8 protein-coding genes are annotated in these 13716 nt (G+C 67.8%); 4 read left to right on the top strand and 4 right to left on the bottom strand.

The annotated features are described in order from the left end of the window. Nucleotides 1-722, bottom strand: a 722-nt coding sequence (locus Q7W02_13015) for a tRNA-dihydrouridine synthase family protein (protein MDO8477089.1), incomplete at its 3' end; no start/stop codon positions are given. Nucleotides 723-1030: 308 nt separating this feature from the next. On the opposite strand from Q7W02_13015, the gene Q7W02_13020 reads away from it, so the two are divergent. The 4 genes from Q7W02_13020 (at nucleotide 1031) to Q7W02_13035 (ending at nucleotide 9424) form a co-directional block, all read left to right on the top strand. After that, a complete protein-coding gene (locus Q7W02_13020; GenBank protein MDO8477090.1) occupies nucleotides 1031-3712 on the top strand; it encodes a site-specific DNA-methyltransferase in 2682 nt (893 codons plus the stop codon). Then, entirely contained in the window at nucleotides 3709-5355 is a 1647-nt protein-coding gene (locus Q7W02_13025) for an AAA family ATPase (GenBank protein MDO8477091.1), read from the top strand. The genes Q7W02_13020 and Q7W02_13025 overlap by 4 nt, the downstream gene beginning before the upstream one ends. After that, the gene (locus tag Q7W02_13030) at nucleotides 5352-8459 is read left to right on the top strand and encodes a type III restriction endonuclease subunit R (protein MDO8477092.1); all 3108 of its coding nucleotides are present in this window, start codon (nucleotides 5352-5354) and stop codon (nucleotides 8457-8459) included. The genes Q7W02_13025 and Q7W02_13030 overlap by 4 nt, the downstream gene beginning before the upstream one ends. Before the next feature lie 269 nt (nucleotides 8460-8728). Then, nucleotides 8729-9424 carry a nuclease-related domain-containing protein gene (locus Q7W02_13035; protein ID MDO8477093.1) on the top strand — a complete coding sequence of 232 codons (696 nt, stop codon included), beginning with the start codon at nucleotides 8729-8731 and terminating at the stop codon, nucleotides 9422-9424. A 186-nt stretch (nucleotides 9425-9610) separates the two neighbouring features. Here the strand turns inward: Q7W02_13035 and Q7W02_13040 are convergent, their stop codons facing one another. From Q7W02_13040 to Q7W02_13050, 3 genes are all read right to left on the bottom strand, one after another. Then, nucleotides 9611-10456, bottom strand: a complete 846-nt coding sequence (locus Q7W02_13040) for an SWIM zinc finger family protein (protein MDO8477094.1) — start codon at nucleotides 10454-10456, stop codon at nucleotides 9611-9613. Between the two features lie 4 nt (nucleotides 10457-10460). Continuing rightward, the gene (locus tag Q7W02_13045) at nucleotides 10461-13184 is read right to left on the bottom strand and encodes a DEAD/DEAH box helicase (protein ID MDO8477095.1); all 2724 of its coding nucleotides are present in this window, start codon (nucleotides 13182-13184) and stop codon (nucleotides 10461-10463) included. Between the two features lie 131 nt (nucleotides 13185-13315). Continuing rightward, nucleotides 13316-13716, bottom strand: a 401-nt coding sequence (locus Q7W02_13050; GenBank protein MDO8477096.1) for a tRNA-dihydrouridine synthase, incomplete at its 5' end; no start/stop codon positions are given.

The following is a 13716-nucleotide window of genomic DNA, read 5'->3' on the forward strand; positions in this document are numbered from 1 at the left end:
AGCGCGTCGAAGCCCTCGTCGAAGACCCACGGGCTGCCAAGCGTGCCCCGGCCGATCATGACCGAGTGGCAGCCCGTGTCGTCGACCATGCGCCGCGCCTCGGCCGTCGAGCCCACATCGCCGTTGCCGGTGACGGGAATGCGCACCGCCTCCACGACTTCCGCGATGATGGTCCACGGCGCCTTGCCCGTGAAGCGCTGCGAGCGCGTGCGCGGGTGCACGGTGATGGCGTCCACGCCTTCGCTCTCGGCCATCCGCGCCACCTCGACGGCGTTCAGGTGCAGGTCGTCCCAGCCGCCGCGGATCTTGATGGTGAACGGCACGGAGATCGTCTGGCGCATGGCGCGCAGGAGCCGCGCGGTGCCCAGCACGTCCTTCATCAACGCGGCACCCTTGCCCTTGCCCGTGATCTTGGGCATGGGGCAGCCCATGTTGAGGTCGACGATGTCGGCGCCCAGCTCCTCGCAGCGGTGCGCGGCGCGGATGAGGGCCTGCGGGTCGCGCCCCAGGAGCTGCATCGCCAGCGGCCGCTCCTGAGGGTAGTACGCCGCCATGTCCCCGGCGCGCCGCGTGTCCATCAAGAGCGCGAAGGCGTCCATCTCCTCGGTCGTGGTCAGGCCGCTGCCGCACTCCTTGGCGATGAGCCGAAAGGGCGCATTGGAGATGGCCGCCATAGGTGCCAGGCGGCAGAGCTGGGGGATCTCGATCTGGCCGATTTTCATCGTGGAGCCGGGCGCGGGTCCGGGTGACCCAATATACACCGGCCGCGATCATGATGCGGCAGACCGGGCGCCCAGTCTACCTGCACGTTTGGCCACCCTTTGGAATCTGTACCAGTTCGGGCTCAGACCGATTGGGACTGAGAAGGGGCTTTGTGTTAGCTATGTTCCTCCAGACGTGTGCGCGTGGAACAAGGAGGCTCACGACGGCCAGGCATTCTCCGGGGGGTGCTGGAGATCCATGACGTCGCCCGTAGCGGCTACTGATAGACTCGGGGCGGGTCTGACGGCGGGCCGACGAGGAGGATTGGGTGAGCGACAAGCGTCGAGGGGGTAAGCGTGGGGGCAAGCCAGGCCAAGTCGCGGAGAACTACCGCCACTACGAGGCCACCAGCCCGATGCGCCCCGAGATCGGGACGCAGCCCCAGTTCCGGAAGAAGAAACCCCCGACGACCTACCGATACGACTCGTCCCTTTCCCCTGCGCTGAGCTGGGACGGGCAGAACTCCGCCCGGGAGATTGGCGAGTGGCTCCTGCGCCTGATCTCGGAGGCCGCGGCCCTCCCCGTGCCCCACGCCTTCGACCAGCCGCGCGAGCTTCGGGCCGCGGACGGCACGGTGCTCGCCGCCGTCGGCTCGCTTCAGGAGGCCGTCGAGCAGCTCCGCCGCCTGGGGCGTCCATTCCTCGACTGGGCGGGCAAGGCCGAGCGGCTGTCCTTCGACGTGCCCACCCTGCCGCTCTTCATCCACGAGCGTCTGTCCACCAAGGCCATCGTCGAGACGCTGACCGGCCACAAGCGCGACAAGCAGCAAACCATGTTCGAGCTGTTCGGCGACCCGCAACACTCCATCACCGACCAGACGCTGCGCGCCTACGAGTACCCGGACAAGTGGGTGAACCGCCTCGTCCTCGGCGACTCGCTCGTGGTCATGAACTCGCTGCTGCACTACGAGGGGCTGGGCGGCCAGGTGCAGATGATCTACATGGACCCGCCCTACGGCGTGAAGTTCGGATCGAACTTCCAGCCCTTCATGCGCCGCCGCGACGTCAGCCACAACGACGACGCCGACATGACCCGCGAGCCCGAGATGGTCAAGGCCTATCGGGACACGTGGGAGCTGGGCCTGCACTCCTACCTGACTTACATGCGCGACCGCCTGCTCCTCTGCCGCGAGCTGCTAGCGCCCACAGGCAGCATTTTCGTCCAGATCAGCGACGAGAACTTGCACCACGTCCGCGAGCTGATGGACGAGGTGTTCGGTGGTGAGAATCAGTGCGCACTGATAACATTCGAGAAGACTGGAGCGCAACCGAGTGACCTCCTTCCCGGAGTGTCGGACTATCTGTTGTGGTACGCACGAGACATTGAGCGGTTCAAGTTTCGCCAACTGTATTTCACCAAAGAGCAGGGCGTTGGTTCCGGAAGTGGTCAACGGTATGATCAACAAGACCCAGACGGTCGCTATTACCAGCTTACAAGTCTAACGTCGCCGCGCCCACCGGGGTCATTCCCCGTGGAGTTTGAAGGGCAGACCTACTATCCGTCCGGGGGTTACTGGAAGACTGGGCCGGACGGCATGGGGAAGCTGATATCGGCTGGTCGGATCATCCGCGCCGGGCGCACCCTTCGATACAAGCGATACCTCGATGACTTTCCAGCTTATAAGATCACGAACGTCTGGACAGATACTGCTGGTAGTGGTGGCAAAATCTACGTCGTCCAAACGAGCCCACTCGTCCTTAGCCGCTGCCTGCTAATGGCGACAGATCCTGGAGATCTTGTGCTCGATCCAACTTGCGGGGCCGGGACGACGGCTTATGTCGCCGAACAGTGGGGACGCCGGTGGATCGCGATCGATACTAGCCGAGTGCCTCTGACGCTCGCCCGCCAGCGCCTTCTCACTGCGATCTTCCCGTACTACCAACTCAAGGAGGAGGCGCGTGGCCCGGTGGGCGGCTTCGTGTACGTGCGCAAGCAGAACCGAAAGGGCGAAGAGACCGGTGGCATTGTCCCGCATGTCACGCTAAAGAGCATAGCCAACAATGAACCTTCGACCGAGGAGGTGCTCGTCGACCGGCCCGAGGTGGACAACAGCTTCGTGCGGGTGACGGGGCCCTTCACGGTCGAGGCGACGATCCCCACCCCCGTTGACTGGGAGGGGGACGGCGTACCCGATTCCGGTGCGGCCGACGCCGAGGCGTATGGGTCGTTCGTCGACCGCATGCTGGAAGTGCTGCGCAAGTCGCCGGTGCTCCACGTGGGTGGCGGGAAGACGGTGACGCTCCGCAATGTCCGGGCGCCGGCCAAGACGCTGTCGCTGTCGGCCGAGGCGATTGTGGTCAATGGCGACGAGCGGGCGGTCGCCTTCGTGTTCGGGCCGGAGAATGGCGGCCTCTCCCAGCTCGCGGTACACGAAGCGCTCAAGGAGGCCAGCCTCAAGGGCTACGTGCACCTCTACGCCGTCGGCTTCGCCATCCAGCCGGACGCACGGCTCTTGATCGAGAGATCGGCCGAGATGGGGCTGCCGCCGGCCACCTACGTGCAGGCCACGCCCGACCTCATGATGGGCGACCTCCTCAAGAACATGCGGTCGAGCCAGATCTTCAGCGTGTGCGGCCTGCCCGACGTCGAGCTTCGGCGTTTGCCGGACAAGCGGTACGAGGTCAAGCTGGCGAAGCTCAACCTCTTCGATCCGGCCACGATGGCGGCGAAGCACATGGACGCGGACGACGTGCCGGCGTGGTTCCTCGACACCGACTACAATAGCCTCTGTTTTCACGTGTCTCAGGCATTCTTCCCGCGCACGGGGGCCTGGGACGACCTCCGGCGCGCCCTCCGGGGTGAGTATGACGACACGGTGTGGGATCACCTGGCAGGCACGGTGAGCGCGCCCTTCGAGGCGGGAGAGCACGGCCAGGTGGCCGTCAAGGTCATCGACGACCGGGGCAACGAGCTGCTCGTCGTGAAGAGCCTGAGGGACGCGACGGCGTGATTCATCGCGTCGGCCTGCGCCGCTTCAAGCGGTTCGGCGACGTCGAGTTCGTCCTGCCCGGACACGTGGTGCTGGCCGGCCCGAACAATACGGGCAAGACCACGGTGCTCCAGGCCATCGGGGCCTGGTCGCTCGCCCTCAACCGGTGGAGGGAGCTCAACGACTTCCAGCGCCACCGCGGCTACTACGCCAGGGCTCCCATCGCGCGTCAGGCTTTCTCCGCCGTGCCTTTGCGGGCCTTCGATCTTCTCTGGCGAGAGCGAGACTATACGGGAAGCCTCGAGATCGAGATCCAGAGCGCCGGCTGGACGGTCGCCATGGAGCTGATCGCGGACAGCACCGAGCAGATCTACGTTCGACCTCTCCCGACGGCGGCCCCTGACGTCGTGAGAAACGCCAAGCTCACGACGGCCTTCGTGCCGGCCATGAGTGGCCTGGGCACCGAAGAGCCGCTCTACCAGCGCCCCAAGGTCGATCAGCTCCTCGGGCAGGCCAAGCCGGGCGACGTGCTCCGCAACCTCTTGGTGGAGGCGGCCGGCTCCGAGCTGGCCTGGGCCGGGCTCCAGGAGTCCATCCGTCGGCTCTTCGGCTTCGAGCTGGCACCCCCCAACGCCGCGGGTCCGCATATCTTGGCGGAGTACCGCGAGCGCGCGGGCGGGCCAGCTTTCGACATCGCCAGCGCAGGAAGCGGGTTCCAGCAGGTGCTGATGCTGCTGGCCTTCTTGCGAACGCGGCCCGGTGCTGTCTTGCTGCTGGACGAGCCGGACGCCCACCTCCACGTGATCCTGCAGGACGCGGTCTACGGGGAGCTGCGCGCGGTCGCCGCGCAGTTGAGATCGCAGTTGATCATCGCCACGCACTCGGAAGTCATCATCAATGGAGCCGAGCCACGCGAGCTGTGTGTCCTCTTCGACGGGCCGCGGATGCTGGCGACGACGGAAGAGCAGGCACGCGTGATCCTCTCGCTGAAGGTCCTGTCGCAGACGGACATGATGCTCGCGCTGAACGCACCCGGCGTGCTCTACCTGGAGAACTACACCGACCGCGATATCCTGCGGGAGTGGGCCAGAGTCCTCGGGCATCCAGCGCACGATCTCTTCAGCTCCAGGACGTTCTTCTGGAGGCCGACGGTCGCGGAAACACGGACAGGATCTCCGGGCATCCGGGCCTCCCAGCACTACGAGGCGCTGCGGCTCATTCGCGAGGACCTGCCGGGCCTGGAGCTCGTCGACGGAGATGCGCGTCCGGAGATCCAGCCGACCGAGGTGACCGGGCGGGGTTTCCAGCGACTCCGCTGGCGACGCTACGAGATCGAGAGCTATCTGGTGCATCCGGACGCGCTTGCCCGCTTCGTCGAGCACACGGTCGGTCCGGCGGCGGCGGGCCCGCACCTCGACGACCTGCGGCGATACCTCCAGGAGAACTTCCCACCGGCGGTGCTCCGCGATCCCATGGGAGACCATGCCTTCCTCAATGCCACGAAGGCGCGCACGGAGCTGCTCCCACCCGCCCTTGCGGCCGCCGGGCTCCCGGGACTGCCCTATACCCGGTACCAGGAGATCGCCGCCGTCATGCGGCCGGACGAGATCCACCCCGAGGTTATCGAGAAGCTTGACGGGATCATGAGAGCGTTCGGGCTGTGAGCGGCTTCGAGGTCCCCGAACCTATCCTCAGCGGCCCCTACGACGAGCCGGCCGAGCACTGGCGCATCGTGGAGGGCGAGCCGTCGCGCCGGGCGCCGGGGCGCCGGCCCGCCATGTACTACTACCGCCCGCCAGGCCCGGTCAGCGAAGGCGAAGGTGACGGTCTCGGCACGCTCATCGAGCTGAAGCTCGTCAACCGCATCCGCCAGCGCCTGAAGGAGTGGCAAGCCGCGGGGCGGCCCGGCGTGACGCGCACCACGCTGGAGCTGCTCGACTACTGGGCGCGCGAGGGCCGCCAGCACCGGCTCTTTTTCGCTCAGTGCGAGGCGGTGGAGATCATCATCTTCCTCACCGAGGCGCGCGCCGACTTCCGGCAGGGGATCGACATCCCCGTCGACGAGCCGAGCGAGGAGCGCCGGGCGGCGGGCTACACCGCATTCCGCCGACTCGCGTGCAAGATGGCCACCGGCGGCGGCAAGACTACCGTCATGGCCATGCTGGCGGCGTGGAGCATCCTCAACAAGGTCAACGACCGAGGCGACAGCCGTTTCTCCGACTTGGTGCTCGTCGTGTGCCCGAACGTCACCATCCGCACCCGCCTGGGCGAGCTGGACCCCCGCGAGGGCGACGCCAGCCTCTACCGCACGCGGGACCTGGTACCCGCGCATCTCATGGCCGATCTCACCCAGGGACGCGTGCTCATCACCAACTGGCATGTCTTCGAGCCGCAGGCCGTGACCCCGGGTGGGGTGAGCGCCAAGGTGGCGCGAGCCGGTGTCGCGGTGCGGACCCTGGAAACGATCACCATCGGCCCCCGCACGACCACCGCGCGCAACCGCCGGTACCTCACCCAGGAAGAGCTGGATCGCCAGCTCGCGGCCGGGCTGCTCACCGTGCTCGAGGAGGATCGCGACCGCCAGGGCAACCTCCGCAAGGTGCGGGTGGAGTCGGTCCGCCATGTGGAGAGCGACACGGCCCTCGTGAACCGCGTGATCGGCCGCGAGGTGGGTGGGAAACAGAATATCCTCGTCTTCAACGATGAGGCTCATCACGCCTACCGCATCCGGCGCGAGGAGCCCGACGGCGAGATCGAGGACCTCTTCGGCGACGCGGAGGACCAGGACGAGTTCTACCGCGAGGCGACGGTCTGGGTGGACGGGCTCGATCGCATCCACAAGCTGCGAGGCATCAACTTCTGTGTGGATCTCTCGGCCACACCGTACTACCTCGGGCGCATGGGCCCGGACACCAACCGCATCTTCCCCTGGGTGGTGAGCGACTTCGGCCTCACCGACGCCATCGAGTCGGGGCTGGTGAAGATCCCCCAGCTCGCCGTGCGCGACACCACCGGCGCTGACATTCCCGGCTACTTCAATATCTGGCGCTGGATCATGCCACGGCTCACGCCGGGCGAGCGTGGCGGCTCGCGCGGCAACCCCAAGCCGGAGGCCGTGGTGAAGTGGGCGGCCACGCCCGTCGCCATGCTCGCCGGGCTGTGGGAGGAGTTGCGGGCGGAATGGGCGGAGCGACAGGACGATCCGCGGCCGCCCGTCTTCATCATCGTGTGCCGCAACACCGCCATCGCCAAGGTCGTCTACGAGTGGCTGGCCCTCGACCGCCCGCCGGCCGGGATCCCGCCGGCGAACATCGCCGGCTTCCGCAACGCGCCCGGGAGCGAGAACACGATACGGGTCGACTCCAAGGTGGTACACGAGACCGACAGCGACCAGGCCAAGAGTGATGAGTCCGCCTGGATGAGGCTCACCCTCGACACTGTGGGCAGGGTCGCCTGGCCGCTGGATCGGCAGGGCCGGCCCATCCACCCCGCCGGGTTCGAGGAGCTCGCCGGGAAGCTCGGCAAGCCGCTACATCCGCCCGGACGCGACATCCGCTGCATCGTCAGCGTGGGGATGCTCACCGAGGGCTGGGACTGCAGCACCGTCACGCACATCGTCGGGCTGCGCCCCTTCATGTCACAGTTACTGTGTGAGCAAGTCGTGGGCCGCGGGCTCCGGCGCTCGAGCTATGAAGTTGGCCCGGACGGACGGTTGGGCGAAGAGGTGGCCAAGGTCTTCGGAGTGCCCTTCCAGGTCATTCCCTTCAAGGAGAACAAAGGCGCGTCCCGGCCGCCAACGATCAAGCGGTATCACGTGCACGCCGTGCCGGCCCGGGCGGCCCTCGAGATCCGCTTCCCCCGGGTCGAGGGCTACCGGCAGGCCATCCGCAATCGCGTCATGCTGAACTGGGCTGCCGTGCCGTCCGTGACGCTAGACCCGATGAAGATCCCACCGGAGGTTGAGGTAAAGGCGGCGCTGCCCAATAACAAGGGGCGGCCCTCGCTCACCGGCCCCGGCAAGCTCGAGCGCGTGGACCTGAACCCGTATCGGGCCGGTTATCGGATGCAACAAGTCGTTTTCGACATGGCGGCTGACCTCACACGCGACTACGTGGGCCACCCGGGGTGCGAGGCACCCGCGCACGTCCTCTTCCCGCAGCTCGCCCGGATCGTCCAGCGGTTCCTCGCCGAGCGGGTGCACCCGCTGCCGCCGGCGAACAAGCTCGACGTCGCGCTGTCACCCTACTACGGCTGGGTGATCGAGGCGCTAGTCGGCGCCATCAACCCCGACACTTCGGAGGGCGAAGCGCCCGAGCTCCCGCGTTACGAGAGCAGGAGGGGCGAGGGCTCGACCGCGGAAGTGGATTTCTGGACCGGCCGTGACGTGCGCGAGGTGGTGAAGAGCCACGTCAACTACGTTGTGGCGGACACGGCAAAATGGGAGCAGCAGGCCGCCTACATCCTCGAGACCCATGCTCAGGTCGAGGCCTTCGCCAAGAACGCCGGCCTCGGTTTCGCCATGCCCTACCTGCACAACGGCCAGATTCACGACTACGTCCCGGACTTCATCGTCCGCCTCCGGACCGACCCGCCTAGACATCTCGTGCTGGAAACAAAGGGCTTCGACCCCCTAGAGGAGGTCAAGGTGGCAGCCGCGAAGCGTTGGGTGGCTGCGGTCAATGCTGATGGCACCTACGGAACCTGGGCTTACGCGATCGCGAAGAAAGTCGCGGACGTGGCGACCATTCTGAGCCAAATGGGCGATTGATTCAGCGGGAGGGCTGCCGGCTAACTCGAATTCTTGTGCCGCCGGCGACGCCTCTCTTGTCCGAGCCGCACGGTCATTTTGATCCACAGGGTTGAGCAGTCGGTACACGCCGCCTGGACATTTCGTGTCACGTCGATTGACGAACGTGATCTGTCGACGACGCCGGCGCGATGGATGTCTTCCCCTAACGCATTGATTTCTTGGACCCACTAGGTTGGCCAAATCTATGCTTGCTCTAGAAGAACCATGCCTCCGAAGGGATCCTGCCGGTGAAGGTTCTTCGGGCCGGCGGACCATACCTGTCGAGCCAGCAAGGGCGCTATCTACTGAATCTCTTCTCCATCGTCGTGGCCGGAGGCGGTGGGGCCGTCGTCGTAGGGATCGTCTTACATCCGATTCTCGGACTTCTGTTTGCTCTCGCATGGGCTCGCCCGGCCTTCCGTCAGTATGCGAGGGCCACTCGCTACCGAAAAGGCATCCGGGGAGAAGAGCTGGTCAGCAGCCTCCTTGCTGGCCTGTCGGACGACTTCTATCTGATAAACGACGTCACGCTGCCTGGCCACCGAGGCAACATTGACCACGTGCTTGTTGGCCCGTGCGGAGTCGTCACTATCGAAACAAAGAACTATCGGGGTGTGATCAGGTGTGACCGGGACCAATGGTTCGTAGACGGGAGACGCATTAGGAGCATTTCCCGGCAGGTAATGCAGGGTGCAATGGCCGTCAAAGATTGCCTAAGTGATCGATCCGCGGCGTTTAGAACCTCAAGAGCAAGATGGGTCGAAAGCGTCGTGGTCTTCACGAATCCTCTGTGCCGGCTCGAGATCAACCGCCCCGGCCCAACCATCGTTCGCTACTCCGAACTGTTGATACTGATTGCGGAGAAGGCTAAACAGAGAGCGTTTGATGCCGCGCAATCCTCACTGATTGCCGGGGCGCTGGCGCGACGGGCCGGGCAAGGCTAGGAGCGTCTCCTACTGGGCGAGTCAACGCCTTCAGTGAGCAAAGCTGGGACATCTGGATTGGTGAAGCTGAAGGTCTCAGCTCCGCAGGGTGGGCCGAAGGCCCATGGACGCTTATGTTTCCTGCGCTCTCCGCTCTCACGAGCCGTGAGCGCGCGTCCGGCCTCCTGACGACAGGGACGAGGCGGCTCAGCCGCGCCGAGGTCCGCGGCGCCGGGCTCGACGTGGCCCGCGCGGCTCCGCTCGGGACGAGGTGGCCGACGCGGCCGGCGGTTTCGGGCGCCGTCGCGCCGCCGCCCGCCGGCGATCCGCAGTCGGCGGCACCGCCGCCGCCAGCTCGATCCCGAACACTTCGGAGAGCTTCGCGTCGTCGAGGATCTTCCCGGCCGCCGGCCCCTTGCGGGACAGGGCGACGCCGGCGCCCGCCTGCGTGATCAGCGCCTTCTCGTCGGCCCCGCGGAGGGCGAAGAGCAGCTCGGGCCGCTCGTCGAGCCGCGCGCCGACGCCGTAGAGGACCGCGGCGACGTGCTTGCACATCGACGCCCAGTCCGGGCAGCTGCAGGCGAGCGTGATCTCGGCGGGCGCGGGGAACAGACCGGTGCGCTCCCGGCAGAGGCGCTCCATGACACCTTTGGCGAGACGTCCCTGCAGCAGCTCGACGAGCGAGTCGATGGCGCCCGCGCAGTCCCGGCAGAGGGCGCGCCAGCGCGCCGGCGCGACCAGCGCGATCTTCACGGTGATCTTGTAGATCATGGACCCGCTCACCAGGGCGGTCACCGCGCCCCGGGCGATCTGCAGGTCGATGACCGAGCCGTTGCGGACGTAGGTGCGCCCGCGGGGCAGCCGGTTGGCGAAGTCGCTGTAGCGCTCGAGGTTCTGGCACCAGGCCGTGCCCCAGAAGGTCCGGGTGATGGCGCGGCCGTCGACGACGACCGGTGAGAGGCGGCGGCCCTTCTTGGCGAGCCGGGCCGCCTCGCGCGCCGCGCGCTGCCGGCGCTGGGCCACGGGGACGTACGGTCGCCAGCCATAGAACATGGGGTCATCCCTCCGGCAGCGCTGCGTGGATGTCGAGGGCCACGAGCTTGAGCAGCTCGTCGTCGCCCATCTCGGTCAGGAGCGCCTCGGCGCCGACGTCGAGGAGGTCCCGGGCGAGCCGCTGCTTCGACTCGATGAGCTGGTCGATCTTCTCCTCGACCGTGCCCCGGCACACCAGCTTGTGCACGAGGACGTTCTTGGTCTGGCCGATGCGGAAGGCGCGGTCGGTCGCCTGGTTCTCGACCGCCGGGTTCCACCATCGGTCGAAGTGGATCACGTGCGTGGCGGCCGTCAGGTTCAGGCCGGCGCCGCCCGCCTTGAGCGAGAGCACGAAGAACGGCGCGTCGTCGTCCTCCTGGAAGCGCCGCACCAGCTCCGCCCGCTGCTTGACCGCGGTCTCGCCGTGGAGCACGAGGCCCGGCCGCCCGAACACCGAGCCGAGGAAGGCGGCGAGCGGGGCGGTCGCCTCGCGGAACTGCGTGAAGACGAGCGCCTTCTCCTGCCGGGCGGCGATGACCTCGGCGAGGTCGCGCAGGCGGCCGAACTTGCCGCTGTCGGCCTCGGCCCACGCGCCGTCGCCCAGCCACTGCGAGGGATGGTTGCAGATCTGCTTGAACCGCATCAGGAACGCCAGGACCAGGCCCTTGCGCTGGATGCCGTCGGCCCCGTCGAGCTGCCGCGCGAGGTCCTCGACGGCCCTCTGGTAGAGCGCCGCCTGCTTCGGGCTGAGCGGGCAGAACGCCTTGACCTCGGTCTTGTCCGGCAGGTCGGCGATGACGCGCGGGTCGGACTTGAGACGCCGCAGCAGGTAGGGACGCACCAGCTCCCGGAGCGGCCCGTACGGGTTGTGGGGCCGGTCGGCCAGACGCTTGGTGAAGCGCGTGAACGCCTGGCTCGAGCCGAGCAGGCCGGGGTTCAGGAAGTCGAAGATCGACCAGAGGTCCGAGAGCCGGTTCTCGACGGGCGTGCCGGTGAGGACGATCCTCGCCTGCGCGTCGAGCTGCTTGACGGCGCGCGTCTGCTTGGCGCCGGGGTTCTTGATGGCCTGCGCCTCGTCCAGCACCACCAGACGCCACCGGATCTTCGCGAGCCCGGGCAGGCGCAGGAGCGCGCCGTAGCTCGTGATGACCAGGTCCACGTCCGGGAGCGGTCCGTGGCCAAGCGCCCCCAGCTCGGCGGCCGGCATCGCCGACGGGTGCGCGATGAGCGCTCGCAGGCCCGGCGTGAAGCGCTCGGCCTCCAGCATCCAGTTCGCCAGCAGTGAAGCCGGCGCCACGAGGAGACTGGGACGTCGCGCCGCATCGCGCTGTCGCTTCAGGGCGAGCAGCAGCGCGAGCACCTGGATCGTCTTGCCGAGCCCCATGTCGTCGGCCAGGCACGCGCCGAGACCGAGACCCGAGAGCAGGTGGAGCCACCGCACGCCGACCTGCTGATAGGGCCGCAGCGTGGCGTGAAGGTCGGCGCCGGGTTCGACTCGCGAAAGACCTTCCGGACTCCGGAGCCCGGCCAGCGTCTCGGCGAGCCACGGGCCGGCGACCACCCGCGACCAGTCGGGATCGGCGGCTGCGGCGCCATCGGCGGCCAGGTCAGCCCCGGCGAGCATGCGCATCGCCTCGGCGAACGTGAGCCCATGCTCCGCGGCCGCGCGCTCGACCCGGCGGAACTGCTCCAGCGTGGCGCGCAGCTTGTCGCGATCCACCTCGACCCAGCGCCCGCGGATGAGCTGGAGCCCGTCGGATCCTCTCAGCAGCGTCGCGATCTCGGCGTCGGTCAGCCGGTCGCCGTCGAGCGTCATCTCCATCCGGAAGTCGAGGAGTGCGTCGGTGCCGAGGCCGGGCGGGCGCCGGCCGCCGACGGTCGCGCTCACCTGGGGCCGCGGCGGTCGGCCGGCTCTCCACGCGCCCGGCACGCGCACGACGATCCCGGCGGCCTCGAGCTGGTCCACGTCGCCGAGGAGCCGGAACGCGTCTGCGGACGTCCAGCGCAGCGGGTGGAAGATCTCTCCCGCGTCGACCATGGTCCTGAGCCACGGGCAGCTCTCGGCGGCGCGCTGGACCGGAAGGAGGAGCGACAGGAGCCGCGACTTGTTGGCCGCGCCCGCGTACTCGCGGAGCGCCTGTCCCAGCGGGACGTGCTGGGCCTTCGCGTGCGCCGACAGCCGCGTGGTGTAGGTCGCCAGGAAAGCGAACGGCGCGTCGGGGTCCCGGCGGTTCTCGGCCAGGTTGAAGTGGACGCGCCCGACGACGTTCCAGGCCGGGTTCTTCCGCTTGAGGAAGTCCTGCACCGTCGCCTTCGACCCGGACAGCTCGGCGCGGAAGGCCGCGTCGATCGCGTCCCAGAGGGCCTGGAGCACGGACGCCGTCAGGTATTCCGCGCCGGTCATCGGCGGCGGCGCCGACGCGAACGAGTCCAGCTCCTCGGACGAGAGGGCCGGGATGTCCGCCTTCGCTCCCCGCGCCTCGACGTCGGGCGAGGTGCACACGGCGGTCACGTAGCGGGAGGCGAACTCGCGCCAGTACGCGAGCACCGGCGGCAGCGCGGTCCCGACCTCGCCGGCGCCGAGCTGCAAGAGGCCATGGCCGGACCCGCTCGCGAACGCGGTCTCCAGCCGGCTGGCGAGGTCGGGGACGAGCGCGGGAGCTTCTGGCGTCGGCGCGAGCAGGAGGCGGCCGTCCCGGGACAGGCGTGGCGCGAGCGCCGTCGCGGCCGGCCCGTTGGCCTCAGGCATCCTCACGCTTCGCCGAGTAGCGGGGTCAGGTCTTGAAATCCGGCATCGCGACCGAACCAATCCCTGATACCCGCTGGAATATGATGCTTCAAGACCTGAACTGGCCCGGGTTTCACGGCTGAGAAGTCCGCTCAGACTGCTGCGGCGGCGACGGGCTCGGCGCTGCGGGCTGAGGCCTCCCAGTACTCCTGGAACACCTCCCACACTTCTGCCGGGCTCTTCGTGTGGAAGATGCGGGCGCGGCAGTCGGTGGCGCGCACCAGCCCGTCCGTGTACCAGGCGAGGTGCTTCTTCATCTGCGAGAGCGCGTAGCGGTCGAAGCAGTGCTCCTGGATCAGCGCCATGTGTCGGCGGATGACGCGGTCCTTGTAGCCGCGCTGGGCCTGAGACGAAAGCGCGTCGAAGCCCTCGTCGAAGACCCACGGGCTGCCAAGCGTGCCCCGGCCGATCATGACCGAGTGGCAGCCCGTGTCGTCGACCATGCGCCGCGCCTCGGCCGTCGAGCCCACATCGCCGTTGCCGGTGACGGGAA

Source organism: Candidatus Rokuibacteriota bacterium (assembly GCA_030647435.1).
GTDB lineage: Bacteria > Methylomirabilota > Methylomirabilia > Rokubacteriales > CSP1-6 > AR37.